This window comes from Caballeronia sp. LZ029 (genome assembly GCF_031451275.1).
Taxonomy (GTDB): Bacteria; Pseudomonadota; Gammaproteobacteria; order Burkholderiales; family Burkholderiaceae; genus Caballeronia; species Caballeronia jiangsuensis.
This window is the reverse complement of record NZ_JARUXO010000004.1, coordinates 784,299-804,003: the sequence shown is the minus strand read 5'-3', so window position 1 is coordinate 804,003 and position 19,705 is coordinate 784,299. Positions and strand designations below refer to the sequence as shown.

The 19,705-nt window shown below is 64.1% G+C and carries 19 protein-coding genes and 1 tRNA gene; 9 read left to right on the top strand and 11 right to left on the bottom strand.

The window, feature by feature from the left end:
• The first annotated feature begins 42 nt into the window (after positions 1-42).
• Both catA and QCE73_RS29670 read left to right on the top strand, forming a co-directional pair.
• Positions 43-948 (top strand): catechol 1,2-dioxygenase, encoded by a 906-nt coding sequence (gene catA / locus QCE73_RS29675; protein WP_309884730.1) that lies wholly within the window; start codon positions 43-45, stop codon positions 946-948.
• A 29-nt stretch (positions 949-977) separates the two neighbouring features.
• Positions 978-1,718 (top strand): DUF429 domain-containing protein, encoded by a 741-nt coding sequence (locus tag QCE73_RS29670; protein WP_309884729.1) that lies wholly within the window; start codon positions 978-980, stop codon positions 1,716-1,718.
• Here the strand turns inward: QCE73_RS29670 and QCE73_RS29665 are convergent.
• Entirely contained in the window at positions 1,709-2,200 is a 492-nt protein-coding gene (locus QCE73_RS29665; RefSeq protein WP_309884728.1) for a nucleoside deaminase, read from the bottom strand. The genes QCE73_RS29670 and QCE73_RS29665 overlap by 10 nt on opposite strands.
• A 44-nt stretch (positions 2,201-2,244) precedes the next feature.
• Positions 2,245-3,153 (bottom strand): LysR family transcriptional regulator, encoded by a 909-nt coding sequence (locus QCE73_RS29660; RefSeq protein WP_035501905.1) that lies wholly within the window; start codon positions 3,151-3,153, stop codon positions 2,245-2,247.
• Between the two features lie 135 nt (positions 3,154-3,288).
• Between QCE73_RS29660 and QCE73_RS29655 the strand changes: the two genes are divergently transcribed.
• The 4 genes from QCE73_RS29655 (at position 3,289) to QCE73_RS29640 (ending at position 7,397) form a co-directional block, all read left to right on the top strand.
• Complete coding sequence (locus tag QCE73_RS29655; protein ID WP_309884727.1) at positions 3,289-4,158, top strand: NAD(P)-dependent oxidoreductase; 870 nt, start codon at positions 3,289-3,291, stop codon at positions 4,156-4,158.
• Between the two features lie 14 nt (positions 4,159-4,172).
• Complete coding sequence (locus tag QCE73_RS29650) at positions 4,173-5,684, top strand: aldehyde dehydrogenase family protein (protein ID WP_309884726.1); 1,512 nt, start codon at positions 4,173-4,175, stop codon at positions 5,682-5,684.
• A gap of 59 nt (positions 5,685-5,743) precedes the next feature.
• Positions 5,744-7,084 (top strand): DUF3100 domain-containing protein, encoded by a 1,341-nt coding sequence (locus QCE73_RS29645; protein ID WP_309884725.1) that lies wholly within the window; start codon positions 5,744-5,746, stop codon positions 7,082-7,084.
• Between the two features lie 94 nt (positions 7,085-7,178).
• On the top strand, positions 7,179-7,397 hold the full coding sequence (locus QCE73_RS29640) for a hypothetical protein (protein ID WP_035501909.1): 219 nt from the start codon (positions 7,179-7,181) through the stop codon (positions 7,395-7,397).
• A 77-nt stretch (positions 7,398-7,474) separates the two neighbouring features.
• On the opposite strand, the gene QCE73_RS29635 is transcribed toward QCE73_RS29640, so the two are convergent.
• A tRNA-Val gene (locus tag QCE73_RS29635) sits at positions 7,475-7,551 on the bottom strand.
• A gap of 279 nt (positions 7,552-7,830) precedes the next feature.
• On the opposite strand from QCE73_RS29635, the gene QCE73_RS29630 reads away from it, so the two are divergent.
• The gene (locus tag QCE73_RS29630) at positions 7,831-9,258 is read left to right on the top strand and encodes an ISNCY family transposase (protein ID WP_309884724.1); all 1,428 of its coding nucleotides are present in this window, start codon (positions 7,831-7,833) and stop codon (positions 9,256-9,258) included.
• Positions 9,259-9,443: 185 nt separating this feature from the next.
• Here QCE73_RS29630 and QCE73_RS29625 read toward each other — a convergent pair whose 3' ends face one another.
• The 6 genes from QCE73_RS29625 to QCE73_RS29600 all read right to left on the bottom strand — a co-directional run bounded on the left by QCE73_RS29625 (position 9,444) and on the right by QCE73_RS29600 (position 14,187).
• Positions 9,444-9,680, bottom strand: a complete 237-nt coding sequence (locus QCE73_RS29625; protein WP_035501910.1) for a hypothetical protein — start codon at positions 9,678-9,680, stop codon at positions 9,444-9,446.
• A 61-nt stretch (positions 9,681-9,741) separates the two neighbouring features.
• The gene (locus QCE73_RS29620; protein WP_309884723.1) at positions 9,742-9,990 is read right to left on the bottom strand and encodes a DUF1488 domain-containing protein; all 249 of its coding nucleotides are present in this window, start codon (positions 9,988-9,990) and stop codon (positions 9,742-9,744) included.
• A 315-nt stretch (positions 9,991-10,305) separates the two neighbouring features.
• Entirely contained in the window at positions 10,306-11,295 is a 990-nt protein-coding gene (dhaK, locus tag QCE73_RS29615) for a dihydroxyacetone kinase subunit DhaK (RefSeq protein ID WP_309884722.1), read from the bottom strand.
• A 21-nt stretch (positions 11,296-11,316) separates the two neighbouring features.
• A complete protein-coding gene (dhaL, locus tag QCE73_RS29610; RefSeq protein WP_309884721.1) occupies positions 11,317-11,946 on the bottom strand; it encodes a dihydroxyacetone kinase subunit DhaL in 630 nt (209 codons plus the stop codon).
• Positions 11,947-12,000: 54 nt separating this feature from the next.
• Positions 12,001-13,851: a glycoside hydrolase family 15 protein gene (locus tag QCE73_RS29605; protein WP_309884720.1), complete on the bottom strand. Its 1,851-nt coding sequence runs from the start codon at positions 13,849-13,851 to the stop codon at positions 12,001-12,003.
• Between the two features lie 111 nt (positions 13,852-13,962).
• Positions 13,963-14,187 (bottom strand): hypothetical protein, encoded by a 225-nt coding sequence (locus QCE73_RS29600; RefSeq protein ID WP_309884719.1) that lies wholly within the window; start codon positions 14,185-14,187, stop codon positions 13,963-13,965.
• 137 nt (positions 14,188-14,324) lie between these two features.
• Here QCE73_RS29600 and QCE73_RS29595 point away from each other — a divergent pair, with 137 nt between their 5' ends.
• The gene (locus QCE73_RS29595) at positions 14,325-15,935 is read left to right on the top strand and encodes a Na+/H+ antiporter (RefSeq protein ID WP_309884718.1); all 1,611 of its coding nucleotides are present in this window, start codon (positions 14,325-14,327) and stop codon (positions 15,933-15,935) included.
• A 3-nt stretch (positions 15,936-15,938) separates the two neighbouring features.
• On the opposite strand, the gene QCE73_RS29590 is transcribed toward QCE73_RS29595, so the two are convergent.
• Entirely contained in the window at positions 15,939-17,468 is a 1,530-nt protein-coding gene (locus tag QCE73_RS29590) for a hypothetical protein (RefSeq protein ID WP_309884717.1), read from the bottom strand.
• Positions 17,469-17,853: 385 nt separating this feature from the next.
• Entirely contained in the window at positions 17,854-18,642 is a 789-nt protein-coding gene (locus QCE73_RS29585) for a TerC family protein (RefSeq protein ID WP_035501920.1), read from the bottom strand.
• Positions 18,643-18,785: 143 nt separating this feature from the next.
• Between QCE73_RS29585 and QCE73_RS29580 the strand changes: the two genes are divergently transcribed.
• A complete protein-coding gene (locus QCE73_RS29580; protein WP_035501922.1) occupies positions 18,786-19,667 on the top strand; it encodes a LysR family transcriptional regulator in 882 nt (293 codons plus the stop codon).
• Positions 19,668-19,705 lie beyond the last annotated feature (38 nt).

Sequence of the window (19,705 nt, the reverse complement as noted above, 5' to 3'; positions counted from 1 at the left end):
TCGAAGCACCCCCACACATACCGACTCTCGGAGACATCGAAAATGAACAGAGCAACCATCGACGCGCTGCTGAAAAAAATCAACGACAGCGCCACGAATGAAGGCAACGCACGCACGAAAGCAATCGTGAACCGCATCGTGCGCGATCTCTTCTACACGATCGAAGACCTCGACGTTACCCCGGGCGAGTTCTGGGCCGCGCTGAATTATCTCGGCGAAACGGGACAGAGCGGCGAGTTCGGCCTAATCGCCGCGGGCCTCGGCTTCGAGCATTTTCTCGATGCGCGTCTCGACGAAAAGGAAGCGAAGGCCGGTCTCGAAGGCGGCACGCCGCGCACCATCGAAGGGCCGCTCTATGTCTCGGGCGCGCCGGAATCGGTCGGACATGCGCGACTCGACGATGGCACGAGCCTCGGCGAAACGCTCGTGATGCGTGGCCGTGTATTGACGAAGGACGGCGCGCCGCTCGCGAATGCATTGGTCGAGGTGTGGCACGCGAATCATCTCGGCAACTACTCCTACTTCGACAAGTCGCAGTCCGCGTTCAACCTGCGCCGCTCGATTCGCACCGATGCCGACGGCCAATACGCATTCACGAGCGTCGTGCCGGTCGGCTATAGCGTGCCGCCCGGCGGCAAGACACAGCAATTGCTCGATCAGCTCGGCCGGCACGGTCATCGTCCGGCGCATATTCACTTCTTCGTGTCGGCGCCGGGTTATCGCAAGCTGACGACGCAGATCAATATCGAGGGCGATCCGTATCTGTGGGACGACTTCGCGTTCGCGACGCGCGACGGGCTCGTGCCCGAAGTGAAGAAAGCCGAAGGGGCCGAAGGCAAGCCGTACGGTGTGGAAGGACGCTTCGCGCTCATCGATTTCGACTTCACGCTGTGCAGCGAACGCGACGACGTGCCCGGCACGGAAGTGGAGCGCGTGCGCGCGGCGTGAGCATCGGCGATCGTTGATACCATTGCCGCATGAACAACGAGCTCGATGTAGACGCCGATCTATTGGGCGTCGATGGGTGCAAGGCGGGCTGGTTCGTCGCAAGACAATGCGGACGTAGCGGGATCATCACGACGAACGTCGTCGGCCACTTCGATGACCTGCTCGAATGGGAGCGGGCGCATGCTGTCGTGGCCGTCGATATCCCAATTGGACTGGCCGCGAATGGCGCCCGCGCATGCGACACGCTCGCCCGCAAGCTGCTCGGGCGCCCTCGCGGAAGCTCGGTGTTTTCTCCACCGACACGCGCAGCACTGGCCGCATCGAACTATCGCGAAGCATGCGACATCAACCACGCCGCATCGGGAAAGCGAATTTCCATTCAGGCCTTCCATATTCGCGACAAGATCGCTGAAGTCGATGACATGCTGCGCACGCGTGCGGGCGCAGCGGCGCGCGTATTCGAAGTGCATCCCGAACTGAGCTTCATGCATTTGCGAATGGAGCAGGGCGGGCCGGCGCACGGCCTGCACGAAAGCAAGGCGCACGCGCCGGGATTTGCGCTACGTCACGCGTTGCTCGTGCAGTGCTTCGGCAGCGCAGTCGACACGGCGCTCGCCGCGCGCAATCGCGCGCAGGCTTCGCGAGACGACGTGCTCGACGCCTTCGCCGTGCTATGGAGCGCGCGCCGCATCGCATCGGGAAAAGCATTCCATCTGCCCGAAGAGATTCAAACCGATGCGGCGGGCATACCCATGACGATCTACTGCTGAGCGCCGGCCTTTCGATAATGCGCCACGTGAAGCGCCTTGATGCGTTCGGCGAATTCATCGACGGGACCATCGACGACGGTATCTTCGATAACTTCCTGAATCGCCAGCGCACGCACGCGCCCCGGCTTCGCGCCGAGTTCGGCACGCCAGCGCGTGAACTGTTCTGTCGATGCCGCATAGACGATGCGCCCCAGCCCGACCCACGCATGGGCCGCTGCGCACATCGGGCAATGCTCGCCGGACGTGTACACGACCGCGTCCTTGCGTTCGGCTTCCGGCACGTTCTGCGCCGCCCATTTCGCGATTTCGAATTCCGGGTGCCGCGTCTGATCGCCGCCGCTCACGCGATTGCGGTCTTCGAAAAGCACGCGCCCGTCCCTTGCGACGAGCATCGAGCCGAACGGTTCGTCGCCATTGTCGAGCGCCTCTTGCGCCAGTTCGATGCAGCGGATCAGGTGCTTCTTGTCGGTATCGTCGATCATGCCGTGTCCTCCTTGTTTGACTGCACGATCACGATGCTAACGGACTAGCGAAACGCCCGCATCTGCGCGGTCATGAGTTGCAGCATCCGGTTCGACGCAACCGATAGCCTGCGTCCGGCGCGCGTGACGAGATGGGCTTCGGCATCGGCGAGAATCGGATGCGTGATGTCGATGGCGAAGAGATCGCCGGCTTCCATCTCGCTCGTCACGGCGAACGCGGGCAGCACGGTGATGCCGAGCCCCGACTTGACGAACTGCTTCAGAATGGCGATGGAGTTCGTCGTCACGACCGGATCGAGCTTCAGCTTCTCTGCATATTCGACAGCCTGCAGCATCTGCCGCGTGCCGTACGACGCGTGCGTCACCGCGAGCGGATGCTGCGCGAGTTCCTGCACGCTCATCGACTTGCGTTCCTTGCGCGGAAAGTTCGGGCCGACGATCGCCATCATCGGCTGTCGCTTGATCGCGCGCGATACGAGCTTCGGCTCCTGCGGCGGGTTATAGACGAGGCCGATCTCGCCTTCGTCCTCGGAGATCTTGCGGATCACATCGTTGGTGCCGCCGAGATCGAGGTTCACCTTGATGCCGGTGTATTGCTTGCAGAACTGCTGCATCGGCCCCGACAGAAGATCGGATACGAAGCCTTCGCCGAGCACGATATTCACCTGGCCCGTGCGCAATCCGCGCAACGCCTGAAGGCGCGAGAGCAGATCGTCGCGATGCGCGAGCTGCTCGCGAAAGTATTCGATCACGCATTGCCCGGCTTCGGTCGTCTTGACGCCGCGCGCGTGCCGTTCGACGAGCGCCGCGTCCAGTTCCTTTTCCAGCAGGCCGATTTGCCGGCTGACCGCCGATGGCGCGACGTTGAGATAGTCGGCCGCCGCGCGGATGGTCCCGCAGCGCACGGCCTCGAAGAAATAGACGATGCGGCTGTCGGTGAGGTTATCGGTCATCGGAATCGAGTGTTCTAAAAATCAGAACACTTCCAATATTGGCGTTGATTGATTGTACGGCTTTCACGACCGAAGATGACAGGAACGCGGACCGGCTGCCCGAAGCACGGCGCGCATGAGAAGGAGAATTCGCTGATGAAGACGGTAGGTGTGATTGGTCTGGGAAACATGGGGCGCGGCATGGCGCGCTCGGCCAGACGCGGCGGGTATCGCGTGCTCGGTTTCGATGCCGCGCAAGGCGTGGCGGAGTCGCTGCAACCTGACGGCATCGAGGCGCGCGCGTCGATTGCGGCCATCGCGAGCGAAGTCGACGTGCTGATCCTGTCGCTGCCGACATCGGCGATCGTCGAGGAAGTCGTGCTCGGGAAGGACGGCGTCGCATCGAACGGGAAAGCGGGGCTGATCGTCGTCGATACAACCACCGCCGATCCAGCCAGCACGAAGAAGGTCGCGGCCGCGCTCGCGGAATGCGGGATCGGATTCGTCGATGGCCCCGTGAGCGGCGGCCCGAAAGGCGCGGCAACCGCCACGATGACGATGGTCCTCGGCGGCTCGGAAGCTGACGTCGCCGCGGTCGAACCGATCCTCGCGGTGATCAGCGCGAAGCGCGTGCATGTCGGGCCGGTCGGCGCGGGTCACGTGACGAAGATCATCAACAACATGCTGACGGGCGTGCATCTGCTTGCGGCGAGCGAGGCGGTGCGTGCGGCGAAAGCGTCGGGCGTCGATCCGGAAAAGCTCGTCGAGGCGCTCAACGGCGGCTCGGGCCGCAACAGCGCGACGCTCACCAACTATCCGACGTGGATCTTCAACGGCAAGTTCGACTCCGGCTTCACGATGAAACTCATGCGCAAGGACGTGCGCCTCGCGATGGCCTTGCTCGATGGCGTCCACGAGAATGCGCCGATCGCGAAGGAAGCGGGGCGCCTGTGGGCGGCGAGCGAGGCGAGCATCGGCGACGCGGAGGATTTCAATCGCATCGTGCAGTTCATCGAATCGAAGTAAGGGAAACAAAAAAAATGGAATACGACGCAGCAGAACAGCTTCTCGCGGCATTCAAACATTTCTTTCCGGACGCGAAGACGATCGGCTCGTATGTCGGTGGCGAACTGATCGAAGGCGCGGGAGAAGCCATCCAGCTTTACGACGCCGCCACCGGCAAGCCGAGTCTCGCGTATAAGGACGGCGGCGCGGCCGTGGTCGAGCAGGCGGCGGCCTCGGCCACGCGTGCGCAAAAGCAATGGTGGGCGCTCACCCATGCGGCGCGTGGCCGCGTGATGTTCGAGATCGCCCGCGAGATTCGCAAGGAAGCGGAGCAGATCGCGCGGCTGGAATCGCTCGGCTCGGGCAAGCCGATCCGCGATTGCCGCGGCGAAGTCGGGAAGGTCGCCGAGATGTTCGAGTACTACGGCGGCTGGGCCGACAAGTTCTATGGCGACGTCATCCCCGTGCCGACTTCGCATCTGAACTACACGCGCCGCGAGCCGGCGGGCACCGTGCTGCAGATCACGCCGTGGAACGCGCCCGTCTTCACGTGCGGCTGGCAGGTCGCGCCCGCCATCTCGATGGGCAATGCGGTGCTGCTCAAACCGTCGGAGCTCACGCCTTTCACATCGATCGTGATCGGCCTGCTGGCTGAGCGCGGTGGTGCGCCGAAGGGTCTCATCAATGTGCTCGCTGGACTCGGGCAGACGGTCGCGCAAGCGGCGATCGCGCACAAGGCGGTGAAGAAAGTCGTGTTCGTCGGCTCGCCGGCGACGGGCGCGCGCATCGCCGAAAGCGCGGCGAAACGCGTGCTGCCTTGCGTGCTGGAACTGGGCGGCAAGTCGGCCAATATCATCTTCGCCGATGCCGATCTCAAGCGCGCCGCGCTGACCGCGCAGGCGGCGATTTTCGCGGGCGCGGGGCAAAGCTGCGTCGCGGGTTCGCGCTTGCTCGTGCAGCGCTCCGTCTATGACGAATTCGTCGCGATGGTCGCCGCGGGCGCGAAAAAGATCAGAGTCGGCGCACCGCTCGACGATGCGACCGAAGTCGGCCCGATCAATAATCGCAGGCAGTACGATCACGTGATGTCGATGATCGGCAAGGGCATCGCCGATGGCGCGACGCTCGCGGCCGGCACGGCCGAGCGCTCGGATGCGGGCTACTATGTCGCGCCGACCGTGCTCGCCGGCGTAACCAACGACATGGACGTCGCGCGCACGGAAATCTTCGGGCCCGTGGTGGCGGCGATTCCGTTCGACACGGAAGAGCAAGCCGTCGCGATCGCCAACGACACCGACTTCGGCCTAGCGGGCGCGGTATGGACCAACGACGTCGCGCGTTCGCTGCGCGTCGCGAGCCAGGTCGATGCGGGCACGTTCTGGGTCAACGGCTACAAGACGATCAACGTCGCGTCGCCGTTCGGCGGTTATGGTCTGAGCGGCTACGGACGATCCAGCGGCGTCGAGGCGCTCTACGAGTACACGCAGACCAAGAGCGTGTGGGTCGAAACGGCAAAGGATCCGGCCACGACGTTCGGCTATCTATGACCAAAAACGCCCGGGCGTCGCCATGACGGCGGCGTCCGGGCAATCAAGGGGAGAAGGGAATGCAAAGCACGTTGAGCGCGGATCGCGCGGAAGGAAGCGGCCTCAGAACCGCGAAGCTCTTTTTCTATGCGGCGGTCATTCTGTTGATCGCGGAGTTCATCGGGTCGTTCACGTTCAGGATCGGCCCGGGCAAGGTCATTCTGCTTCCGATGATCTGGGCGCTGTTGCTCGGCGCCGCGCTCGGTCTCGTCTCCGAGCGCTGGAAAAGCCCGGCGCGGCTCGACGTGCGCAGCCAGTTCTATGCCGCCGCGATTTTGCAGCCCGCGCTCCTGCTGTTCGTCGCGAAGCTCGGCCTTCTGGTCGGCAGCGCATTGCCGAAGCTCGCCGCGGCAGGCTGGGCGCTCGCGTTTCAGGAACTCGGCCACTTCGTCGGCACGATCCTGCTCGGCTTGCCGCTCGCGCTTCTGCTCGGCATCAAGCGCGAGGCGATCGGCGCGACGTTTTCGGTCGGGCGCGAGCCGAGTCTCGCGATCATCGGCGAAAAATACGGCATGGATTCCGCCGAAGGTCGCGGCGTGCTCGCGGAATATCTGACGGGCACGGTGTTCGGCGCGGTGTTCATCGCGATCTTCGCGGGCTTCGTCGCGAGCCTGCACATCTTTCATCCGCTCGCGCTCGCGATGGGTTCGGGCGTCGGCTCGGGCAGCATGATGGCGGCGGCGTCCGGCGCGATCGCCGCGCAGCAGGACCCGGAGACGGCGAAAGCCGTGCTGACGTTCGCGGCGGCGAGCAATCTGATCACGACGACCATCGGCACGTACTTCACGCTCTTCATCTCGCTGCCGATGGCCATATGGGGCTATCGGCTGCTGGAGCCGCTCATCGGCCGCAAGACCCGCGCGTCGAGCACGGGCGACGCGGCTTCATCGGCGCCGAAACTGGGCGACGTACAGACCGAGGCGCCTCATCTCGGCTACGGCGGCAAGATGCTCGCGTGGGGCGCGACCGCGTTGATGGCGCTCGTCGCCGACTGGATCACGCACGGCACGACGCCGCTGCAAGGCCTGCCCGGCATGGCGGTGATGGTGCTCGCGACGATCGTCGGCGACGCGATCGCGCGGGCGACCGGGCGCAAGATTCCGGCTGTGTGCTGGGTGTCGATCGTCGCGATGTTCCTGACGTCGCCGTGGTGTCCGTGGGGCGCGCAGATCGCGACGGCGAGCGCGCAGAACGACTTTCTCGGGGTGACGACGCCGATGCTTACTTTCGCGGGACTGTCGATCGCGAAGGACATTCCGGCGTTCAGAAGGCTCGGCTGGCGCATCGTGCTGGTGTCGTTCGTCGCGAATGCCGGGACGTTCCTGGGCGCGGCGCTGGTGGCCCAGCTCTTCCATATCTGAAGCCGGTTTGAAAGCCTGGAAACGATCTACGGCGGCGGGCAGGGCGGTATAAAATCGAGATGTACTTCTCTCGCGCTCGAATGCGCCCGCCGCCATGGATACTCCCTCGGGCAAAGAAACTTCCCGCAAGCCGATGTCGCCTCGCACGCTCAATGTGCTGACGGCGCTCATCGGCATCGCCACGCTGGCGCTGGGTGTCGCGTGGCTGATCTATACGTGGATCGTCCATCTCGAGATCCCGTATTTCGCCATTCCGCTCGTGCTTACCGTGCCGGTGATCGTCGCGGTGGCGTTTCGAAATTGCTGGGACTGATGCGCCGCTGAATTGCGGTCGAGGAAATGAAAACGCACCACGGCGATAGGGATCGCGGTGGTGCGTTTGAATGTCGCTGGTAGGCTCGATTGGACTCGAACCAACGACCCCCACCATGTCAAGGTGGTGCTCTAACCAGCTGAGCTACGAGCCTACGGAAGCCGCGAATTATAGGGGAAACTTTCGCGTTGTGGGGGTTTTTGGGCGAAATTTTTTGATCGGGGGTTTTGCGGGGCGCTTTCTCGACAGTCGGATGTCGGTGTCCCTTGGAAGTTATGGATGACCGATCAGCGCGTTGATGATTTTACATAACAAAAATTATCGAACTTTTGGATGTAGCGGCAATATCCTAATGTCGTGTTCTAGCTATTTACAGATGTCGGGTTTTAACCGGTGGCAAGCTGGCAGCTGATCGTCCAGCGGGAGCCCAGTCATGTCACCGAACCCACCTGTGAGCTTGACCATGCGCGAATGGGGCAAACTGAAGGTTATCGAGGCGGTAGTCCAGACGGGTTTGAAGCCCGGACGCGCGGCTGAGCGCTTGGGCCTGTCGGTACGCCAGATCGAGCGGCTGGTGGTGCGCTATCGTGAGCACGGAGCGCAAGGCGTGGCGTCGGGCAAGCGCGGCCGACCGGGCAATCGCAAGCTCGACGATGCCTTGGCGCGGCGCGCCGTGAGTATTATCCGAGAGCGCTACGCCGACTTCGGCCCGACTTTGGCGCGCGAGAAGCTCGAGGAATGCCACGGCATCCGGCTGGCCAAGGAAACGGTGCGGCATCTGATGACGGACGCGGGTCTGTGGGTGCCACGCCGGCAACGCCCACCGAAGGTCTATCAGCCGCGCGCCCGGCGTTCGTGTCTGGGTGAGTTGATCCAGATCGACGGCTGCGAGCATCGCTGGTTCGAGGAGCGTGCGCCGCAATGCACGCTGCTGGTGTACGTCGACGACGCCACCAGCCGGCTGATGCTGCTGCATTTCACGCGCAGCGAGTCGACCTTCAGCTATTTCGAGGCCACGCGTGCCTACATCGAGCGCTACGGCAAGCCAGGCGCGTTCTACAGCGACAAAGCCACGGTGTTTCGCAACGCAACCGCAGGCAAGACGGGCCACAGCATCACGCAATTCGGTCGCGCGATGTTCGAGTTGAACATCGACACCTTCTGCGCCAACTCGAGCCCGGCCAAGGGGCGCGTGGAACGCGCGCATCTGACCTTGCAGGATCGTCTGGTCAAGGAGTTACGCCTGCGCGGCATCAGCACGCTGGAGCAAGCCAACGCGTATGCGCCCTGTTTCATGGCCGACTACAACGCGCGCTTTGCCAAGCCACCGCGAAGCGACTATGACGCGCATCGTTCGCTGCGCACCGACGAGAGTCTGGAACGGGCGCTGACGTGGCGCGAAGCGCGACGGGTCACCAAGACGCTCACCGTACAGTACGACCGCGTGCTGTATCTGCTGGACGATACCGACGCAAACCGCGCGCTGATCCACCGTGACATCGAGGTGTGGGAGTATCCCGACGGGCGCACGCAGTTGCGGGCCGGCGAGCGGGCGCTGGTATGCCGGCAGTACGACCGTCTCACCGAGGTCGATCCGGGCGCGATCGTTGAGTGCAAGCGTCTCGCGCACGTGCTTGAGTTGGCGCAGGCGGTGCAGGCTCAGCGCGACAACCGCAGCATTGGCACGGCGCCCTCGCGCACGCATCGCGGCGCGGAGGTACGCACGCCACGCCGCGCATCCGGCACGAAGAAACAGCGCGAGCTCACGCAACAGGACCTGGAGGCAACGATGAAGGCGCTGCATGAACACAAACGCGGTGCCGCGTCAGCAAAAGACAGCTCAGCGGTCAATAAACGGTGAAGTCCATGCACCCGCGCCCTGCCCGTTCAACCTCGCATCTTCAACACCGTGTGAGCGCAAAATCCTTGGATAGATACGACATCTGTATTTAGCCCGCACCCCGACATTTCAATCTGGCCGTGACATGAATTTATGATAAGGGTTACTAAGTTCGTGCTCCAAGCCAACAACGGCGAATAATGAAATCACTCATCCGGCCCAAGCAGCACGTCGATCGCCGCTTGCCCGGCGATCTCGGCAACCAGGTAAGCCCATCGTTCCGTGAACGGCCCGTTGCGCAGCGGTATGCGGCCTCCTCGCGCGCCCAGTACGCCGAGGTTGGTGCCGCCTTTGATCTGAAAAATCACGTTGAACGTTTCTTCATCGGCCGGCGTCAGTTCGACGTGAATCTCGAACCCGCGATACTCGATCACTCGCTGCATGAAAGACAATACCTTGATCGGTTTGCACAGCCGTCAGCGGCCAGACAGGACCGAAGCCTCATCAGATCGCATATCGATTCTGCGGGCCACGAACGTATCGCTTTTGCGCGATTTCAAGCAGCTTTTCGCGGCATTCGTCGAATGCCACGAGAAACGACCGTTCATCGGAACCGAGCGCCGGTTGCAAGCCTTTGAGCGTTGCGCCGCCGACCTCGAACGTGATCTCCCGCGACTCGTCGTAACCCCAGAAAAACACGCAATGCCTGGCGGCATCGTAGCTTCGGCTCGGATTCGGAAAATGAAGCGCCATAGTCAGCCTCGGCCTTTCATGGCGTTGGCGGAAACCGCCACTTGCTTGCGGTGGAATCGATGAGCGCATAGCTGATGCGCCTCTGGTCCGCCCGGTTCGCGTCTTCGGTTTTGAGCGTGAGAAGCCGGGCCTGACGCTCCCGGTTATAAGCACTCTCATTTGCCGCGAGAGGGACTGCTTTCTTTATATCTAATCGCATGACTACCTCTGAGAGACCGGTCCACGTAGTGAGACCGGCCTGCTCACTATATACCCTTCCCGCCGCGCGAACTCCTTTTATTACGATGTCCGATGACCACGCCACGCTATCGATGCTCACATGCCCCAACGCAATCCCGCCGTATGCACCGGACTGTCCCAATGTTTCATCATCTCGTCATCGAGCGCGCAGAGCGTGATCGACGCTCCCGCCATTTCCAGCGATGTCGTCAGCGCGCCCACGTGAGAGCGCGCCACGTTCAACCCGCGCCCATCGAGCCACGTCCGCGCCGAGTTGTAGAGCAGATAGAGTTCCGACAACGGCGTGCCGCCCAGCCCATTGACGAGCAGAAGCAACGGCGCATCCGCCGCGGGCTTCAGGTCATCGACGATCGCCGCGAGCAGTTCATCCGCGATCGCGTTCGCCGTCTCGAACTTCGCGCGTCTGCGTCCCGGCTCGCCATGAATGCCCACGCCGATCTCGATTTCATCGTCGCCGAGCGTGAAGGTCGGCCTGCCCGCGGCGGGCACCGTGCAGCTCGAAAACGCCACGCCCATCGACGCGATCCGCGCCGTCACGCGCTCGCCGAACGTCCGGCAGGCCTGCAGATCGGCGCCCGTTTCCGCGAAGCTGCCGACGAGCTTCTCGACGATCACCGTGCCCGCGACGCCGCGCCGTCCTGTGGTGAAGCTGGAGTTCTCGACGGCGACATCATCGTTGACGAGCACCGACGCGTTCGGCATCTCGCACAACTCTGACGCCATCTCGAAGTTCATCAGGTCGCCTGAATAATTTTTCACGATGAACAGCACGCCCGCGCCCGTGTCCGCCGCCTGGGCCGCGGCCATCATCTGGTCGGGCGTGGGCGATGTAAAGACCTGTCCGGGGCACGCGGCATCGAGCATGCCGTGCCCGACGAAGCCGCCATGCAGCGGCTCATGACCCGATCCGCCGCCCGAGACGATCGCGACCTTGCCCGGCTTCGGCGCCTTGCGCACGATGTAGAGCGGATCGAAGCTGACCGTCACGAGGTCCGCGTGCGCCGCGGCGAAACCCGCGAGGCTTTCGCTCAGATAGTCATCGACGCGATTGATGAATTTCTTCATGTCCCCTGCTCCTTTTTGTGTTCAGGCATCGCCTTGCGCAAGCCGCGCACAGACGGCTTCGATCATGAGCTGGCTCGATCGCGCGCCCGGATCGATATGGCCGCGCGAGCGCTCGCCGAGAAACGACGCGCGCCCTTTCGTGGCGAGCATGTCGCGCGTCGAAAGCATGTTTTCTTTCGCGATGCGCGGCAGTTCTTCCAGCACCTCCTGCTTCGAAGCGAGCGCATCGGCCATTGCGGTGAAGCGTTCGGCGACGGGAATCAGCACGTCCATCATCGTCTTGCTGCCGATGCCCGTCTTGCCACGTTGACCGACGGCTTCGACGCCCGCCTCGAACGCGCGCGCGAAACCGGCGACGCCGGCATCGTCGGTGGATGTTTTCGCCATGCCCGTCAGCATCGAAAAGAAGAGCGGGCCGGACGAGCCGCCGACCGTCGACAGCACTTTCGTCGCCGCGAGCTTGAGCGCGGGCGCGAAGGCTTCGGCTTCGATCTGCGCGCGCATGGCGGCGAGCGCATCCATGCCGCGCAGCAGGTTGATGATGTGATCGCCGTCGCCGATCGCCTGATCGAGCGATGCGATTTCGTCGGCATGTTCCTTGAGCGACGCATGCGCCGCGTCGATGCACGCCATGACCGTCTTGCCGTTCATCCGACTGTCCTCCGTTCACGCTCAGAGTGAGCTGAAAGGATACACGCAGATCGGTCAGGTCCAGGGCACATGCACGCGGTCGAGATTCCGGTCGAGCTGGTACGCCGCGCTGATGAGCGCGAGATGCGTGAGCGCCTGCGGAAAATTGCCGAGCGCCTCGCCGCTCGTCGCCACTTCTTCCGAGAAAAGGCCGACGTGATTCGCATACGCGAGCATCTTCTCGAAGACGAGCCGCCCTTCGTCCACGCGACCCGCGCGCGCGAGCGCCTCCGCATACCAGAACGAGCAGGCGGAGAAGCCGCCTTCCGTGCCGGGCAGGCCGTCGAGCGTCGAGCCGCGCGTATAGCGGAAAATCAGCGGATCGACGCGCAAGTCGCGACCGATCGCATCGAGCGTGCCGATCCAGCGCGGATCCTTCGGGCCGATGAAGCGCACGAGCGGCATCATCAGCGCGGACGCGTCGAGCGTGGCCGAGCCCGGCGTCTGCACGAAACTCTTGATGTCGTCGTTCCAGAATTGTTCGTGAATATCGCGATGAATCTCGTCGCGCGTCTTGAACCAGTTCGCGAGCGGCGCGGGTAGCGAGCGCTTCTCGGCGAGGCGCAACGCGCGGTCCAGCGTCACCCAGCACATCAGACGCGAATGCAGGAGCGCGCGCGTGCCGTTGCGGAACTCCCAGATGCCGTTGTCGGCCTCGCGCCAGTGCTCGACGACATAATCGACCGTGCGCGTCACGTGCCGCCAGCCATCGTAGGAAATCGCCGCGCCGTACTTGTTGTACAGGTAGACCGAATCGAGCAGCGCGCCGTAGACATCGAGCTGCATCTGATCGCGCGCCTCGTTGCCGACCACGACATTTCCCGGCACGTCGCCCGCGAGGCTCGTCAATGCGGTTTCCGCGAGCGCATCGGCGCCATCGACCGAATACATCACGCGCAACTGGCCGTGCAGGCTGCAATCGCGGCTGCGCTCGGCGATCCATTTCATGAAGCGTTCCGCCTCGCCGGTGTAGCCGAGGCGCAGCAATGCGTACACGGAGAACGCGGCGTCGCGTATCCAGGTGAAGCGGTAATCCCAGCGGCGCGAGCCGTCCTGCGCCTCGGGCAGGCCGAATGTCGGCGCGGCGACGATCGCGCCAAATTCCTCCGAGCTCAGGAGCTTCAAAGTCAGCGCCGAGCGCAGCACGACCTCACGATAGCGCCCGCGATACGTCGAGCGCGACGACCACGCCTTCCAGTAATCGATGGTGTCGGAGAGGATCGCATCGTGATTCGCTTCGATATCGGCAAGCCCGTGCGCCTCGCCGAGCGCGAAGCACGCGCAGTCGCCCGCCTCGAAATCCAGCGTCGCGCACGCGCTCTGCCCGTCGATTGCGAGCGGCACGTTCGCGATCAGGCGCACGGGCGGCGAGCCATCCGCGCCGATGAAATCGACGCCCTTCTCCACCGCCTGCGCCGTGTGCGTCGCGCGCGCGTAGTCGAAACGCGGATCGCAGCGCACGTTGAGCGTCATCCGCCCATACACGAGCCGCACGATGCGCAGCACGCAGTTCGGCACTTCACCGGCGCGGGCTGCGTTCGATGCGACCGGCATCAGATCGAGCAGTTCGCACACGCCTTCGTCGGTCATGAAACGCGTGAGGAGCACATTCGTTTCGGGCAGATACATCTGCTTGACGTTGGCGCGGCGGTTCGCATGAGGCGTGCGCGGCGTGATCGAAAAAGCGCCGCCGCGTTCGCTATCGAGCAGGCCGGCGAAGAGCGTGGGCGAGTCGATGCGGGGAAAGCACATGAAGTCGATCGCGCCGCACAGCGACACGAGCGCCGCCGTCTTCATGTTGCCGATCATGCCGCGCCCGTCGACGGGCAGCGCGGCGGCTGGAACCTGCTCTGGATGGTGTCCCATCGCGATATGCTCCCGACGTGCCTCTATTGGCATCGTCAGACGGCGAGCAAGGCATATTCCTGTCGCGCGTGACAGGTTCCGGTACCTGCGACAAAGACTGGACGCCGCGTATCAGCGCGCGGCGGTTCGATCGCCCTGCGCGGTTTCGGGTTGTTTCGGCGCGTTGCCGAAGCCCGCAGCGCTCGCCGCGCCGTCCTGTGCGGCGAGCGCGGAAGGCGTCGGCACGGGCGCGTCGGCGTGACGAGATTTGCCGAAGCTCGCGATATAAAGCACGGCCGCCACGGCGACGCCCACCAGCACCGCCGCCACCGCCACGCCTGACGACTTTCGTCTCATTTTCCCTTCCTTTCAGATACGATGACCCCGGCTTGCGGCCCGGCCCCGCGTCGATCGTAGCAGCGCGATGCGCGGCATCTGCGTGGGCCGCCGCGCATTTCAGCGCAAGAACTCACCGCACAACCCGAGGACAATTCATGCACGCCGCCACGGCATTCAATCTGGTGCTCGTCTCGCTGATCGCGATCATCGCGCTCGAAGTGCTCGCCAAGCGCTTGCGCTTGCCGCCCGCGGCTGCATTGCTCGTCGGCGGCGTCGCGATGGCGTTCGTGCCGGGCCTGCCGCATATCGAGCTCGACCCGGAGCTCGTGCTCATCGTGTTCCTGCCGCCGCTTCTGATGTACGGCGCGTACTTTTTCGTGTGGGACGACTTCAAGCGCAATCTGAGCGGCATCCTGCTGCTCGCGATCGGCGCGGTGGCGTTCACGACGCTCGTCGTCGGCATCGCGGTGCATCTTGTCGTGCCCGAGCTGCCGTGGGCCGCGTGTTTCGCGCTCGGCGCGGTCGTCTCGCCGCCCGATGCCGTCGCCGCCAAGGCCGTGCTCGAACGCGTCGCGCTGCCGCGTCGTCTGATGGTGCTGCTCGAAGGCGAAAGCCTGCTCAACGATGCGGCGGGCCTCGTGCTGTTCCGCTTCGCGCTCGTCGCCGCGATGAGCGGCGTGTTCAGCGCGCCGCGCGCCGTCGCGAGCTTCGCGGGACTGGCGATCGGCGGCGTCGTGGTCGGGATCGTCGCGGGCTTCATCGCCGTCAGGATCATGCGCGCGCTGGAGGACGATTACCTCGTCATCACCACGTCGATGTTGACGTCGTGGGTCAGCTATATCGCGGGCGAAGAACTGGGTGTGTCGAGCGTCATCGCGACGGTCACGTGCGGCATGGTCGTCGGCTGGCATCAGCACGAAGTGTTCACGGCGGCGCAGCGCATGCGCGGCACGGCTTTCTGGCAAGTCGTCGTGTTCGTGCTGGAGGCGCTCGTCTTCGTGCTGATCGGCTTGTCGCTGCGGGGCATCGCGGTACGGCTCGGCGGCGTCGGCGATGCGTTCTCGCTGCTCGGGCCCGCGACTGTCGCGGTGATCGCCGTCGTGATCCTGTCGCGCTTCGTGTGGGTGTTCGGCGCCGAGGCGGTGAAATGGATCGCGTGGACCGTCAGCGGACGCAAGCGCGGGACCGGCCCCGAAGCCGGCGCCGCCGTTCCCGACTGGCGCGCGGCCACTGTCGTGAGCTGGGCCGGCATGCGCGGCGTGGTGACGCTCGCGGTTGCGCTCTCCTTGCCCGAAACGATGCCGGGCCGCGATCTCATCCTGTTCGCCGGCTTCGCGGTGATCCTCGTCACGGTGCTGCTGCAGGGCGCGACGATCGGCCCGCTCATCGCCCTGCTTTCGCTGACGCGCGGCCATGAGCGCTCATCGCGACATCTCACCGAGCCGCAGGCATGGGCGCGTCTGGAGTCCGCGCAACTGACCGCGATTCAGCCGCTCGTGCACGACGCGGACGGCAATGTGATCCATCCGCGTCTCCTGGAGCAATACTCGTATCGCGCGGGTCTTACGAGGCGCTTCGAGGACATGGAGGAATTTCCGACGGACGCGCGCCACGCGCATTACGACGTCGTGCTCGCCGCGATCGCGGCCGGGCGCGCGGAGTTGCTGCGTATGCATCGTGCGGGCGAGATTCACGACGAGCTTCTGCACTCGCTGGAGCACGACCTCGATCTTCAGGAGATCATCGCGCTCCATTCACGCGGTTGAGGGCTACTTGCCGTCATCGCGCGAATGCGACGGAACGACGAGCGGCGTCTCGTCGAACGATTCGTCGCACTGCATCCACGCATAGGCGGTGACCGTCGCGGGCGCGTTGTTCCGCAGGCGAATCAGCCACTCGCCCGCCTCCGCGCGGCGCATGCCGCTGCGTGCGGCGGTCGGCGCGAGCGCGACGAGGATCATGTGTCCTTCCCCGCGCGCGCCCCGGCCGAGATGCACGACGGTGCAGATCGCATCGCCGCCGCGCGTGTATGTGCCGATATCGCCGAGCGTGAGCCACGCGCTCGCGATGCCCTGGGGCGGCACGATCTGCACATCGACGGCGGGCGCGCCGGCATCGCTCGAACACCAGATTTCCGCGAGACTCGGCGATGCGGAATGCGCGCGCACGGGCCAGCGCAACGCCGACTCGGCGCGATCCGCGATCGTCAGCGCCCCGCGGCAGTGCGACAGATCGACGTTGCCCGATGGAAGCACGACGGAGCAGGCGCCGGTGTCCATCAATTCGTCGAGCGCGCTTTCGATGAGCGAACTGCCGTCCTGCTGCCACGCCACATGGCCGGCGTTCAGGCTGACGAGCGCATGACAGCCCGCCCCGCCGATGTCCTGCGCGCGCTGCACGACGTAGCGGACGGCGTCGAGCACTTCGGCATCGGGACAGGGACCGAACGCGTCGCGCATCGTGCGGCAGCGTCGCTTGAGCTTCACGCCGATCATCAGCAGGGGCGCATCGTGACTGCCGTCGTCGTCTGCGGAAGCGGCGCGCCGCAACGCGCGCGAAGGATAGCGGCCCGCAAGCTCGGCGGCCGCCGGGCCGTCATGCGCGAAGCCGTAGACGCGTGCGCCGCCGGCCGTCTGCGCCGTTTCGGCATGTAGACGCGCATCGTTCAGCATCGCGTCCATCTGATGTTTGAGCAGCTCGCTTCCGTAGCCGAGACCGGCTGCCGGTTCGGCCGCGTCGTTCTGATTCCAGAAGCATTGAAAGCGCGTGCGCGTGCCGGTGGCGTCCTCGGAGAAACGCGCGTGCGTGAACGCGATGTCTTCATCGCATACGCCGACGATCGCGTTAGCCAGTCCTTCGCGCACGGGCGCATGTCCTGCTGCTATCCGTTCCACGGCCGCATCGACATGCGACGTGATCACCAGCGCTTCCGTGAAGCGTTCGAATTTGCCCGCGAGGTCGGTGTTCAGATGCGCGTAGAACTCGCGCGTCACGTGAGCGGTGCAGAAGCGCGTCGCCTCCAGCGCGGCGGGCGGATCGCGATAGAGCGCCGACATCCAGATCCACTCCTGCCAGCCGTTACGCTCGATGCTCTGCGCGAATTGCTGCGCGGTATCGCCGCCCTGCTTCATCTCGATGGCGATCGGCACGCGGCCGCGCGGCGTGCCGCCGAGGTCGCGATAGTGCGTTGCGTTGGCCCACACGATATATGGATCGATGCGCGCGACGGATGCGAGCGCTTGCGGCGCGATGGGTTCGAACCCGACGCTCGCCGTGCCGATCTCCCAATGCGGGCTCATTCGTCCCTCCTGTGGCCTGCATTCCGAGGCGTCTGATCAATCGGGCGACCGTTCTTCTTGTCGTGTCGTTTCTTTTCTGCCGACGATTGATCGCGGTGCGCGAACTGCAATTTCATCGGTGGATATTTCGGGAACCGAAAGAAATCAGGCGTTCGCTATCGCATAACGTAGTCACTTGCTGTGCGAGAAGCAAGTGGAATTCCCGGTTGAGCGTGCGTGAACTGCGAGTCGGCGCACAGTCGGGTGCAAGCCGCGCGAATGTTCGTTTCATCGCACAGCGCCGCGGATTTCTTCAGTCGCATCAGGCTGATAGCGCGCGGCTCCCCTGTTTGTCCACAGCCTTGTGCACCAAAGCTGTGGATAAGCGCCGCGCGCCGTTCGAAGGTCATCCGGACACGCCATCCAGACGCGCGCGGTTTTCCGTCTGCACATTCGCGTCCCGCTTGCCCTTCACGCGCCGCGCAAGCAGATTCAGGCCTTCGACGAATCCCGCGAAGCCCATCGCCGCATAGATGTATCCCTTCGGCACGTGCGTTCCGAAACCTTCGGCGATCAGCGTCATCGCGATCACGAGCAGGAACGAGAGCGCGAGCGTCACGACCGTCGGATTGCGCTCGATGAAGCGCGAGAGCGGCTGAGCGGCGAACAACATCGTCGCGACCGCGAAAATGACGGCGATGAACATGATCGGCAGATGCTCGGTCATCCCGACCGCCGTAATGATGCTGTCGACGGAAAACACGAGGTCGAGCAGCAGGATCTGGCCGATTGCCGACCACGCCGTGATGCTGCCGAGACTCGACGCGACACCGGCGGCCTCGTCGTGGTTCTTCCCGACGTGATGGTGCATCTCCTTGGTCGCCTTCCATACGAGGAACAGTCCGCCCGCGAGCAGGATGAGGTCGCGCCACGAGAACGCATGATCGAACACGGAGAACACTGGCGTGGTCAGTTGCGCGATCCATGCGACCGTGCCGAGCAGCGCGAGCCGCATCACGAGCGCAAGCATGATGCCGATGCGCTGCGTGCGCGCACGCTGGGCGACGGGCAGCTTGTTGCTGAGTATCGAAATGAAGACGAGATTGTCGATGCCGAGCACGACCTCCATCACGATCAGCGTGACGAGGGCGGCCCACACGGCGGGATCGGCGGCGAGCGAAAGTAGATATTCCATGAGCGAGGGAAGGTTCGATTGACTGGATGTATCGCGCCATGATCGTCGTTTCTCGCAATCGAAAAAATCAGCGATAATCGAAATCAAACTTCGGGTTTTTCGAAGTATCGAATGTTCACCGGAACTGCGAGGACGCGCAGCGTATGCTCAACTATCGACATTTGCACTACTTCTGGGTCGTCGTGAAGGAAGGCGGCTTCGCACGCGCGGCGGAGCGGCTCGATATGGCCGTGCAGACCATCAGCGCGCAAGTGCGCGAACTGGAAAAATCGCTCGGACATCAACTGCTCAAACCGGCGGGACGCGGCGTCACCATGACCGAAGCGGGACAAGCCGCATTCGCGCGCGCCGAGGAAATCTTTCAGCTCGGGCAGATGATCCAGGATGAAGTGCGGGAAGCGGCGAGCGGCACGCTCGCGCGTCTCGCCGTCGGGCTGTCGGACGGCATCTCGAAGCTCGCCGCGCACGCGCTGCTTTCGCCGGTGCTCGCCAATCCGTCGCTGCGCCTGCTCTGTCACGAAGGCGAAACGGACGAACTGCTCGCCGAACTGGCGCTACATCGGCTCGATCTGGTGCTCGCGAGCCATCCCGCGCCGCACAACCACAATCTGCGGCTTACGAGCGAGCGCCTCATCGCGTCGCCGGTCGATTGGTACGGGCCCGCTTCGATCGTGCGCAAGAGCGCGATCGATCACTTCCCGGAAAGTCTCGCCTCGTTGCCGATTCTCCTGCCGACCGGCCATTCGTCGCTGCGCGCGCGGCTCGATCGCTGGCTGGAGACGCAAGGCATCGCGCCGCGCATCGTCGGCGAGTTCGAAGATAGTGCATTGATGGCGGTGTTCGGCGCGCGTGGCCTCGGCGTGTTTCCGCTCGCGGAATTCGGCGCGGGCGATGCGCCGCTGTTGCGCGGCCTGCGCTGGCTCGGCCGCTCGCCCGACGTGAAGGAGGAAGTCCACGCGATCATTTCGCGGCGCGGGCGGCATCATCCGTTGACGCAGCAGGTGCTTGCGCGTGCGGGAGCGTAACTTCGGTTTTTTCGAAGTTCGTGTTCCGTTACTTCTGC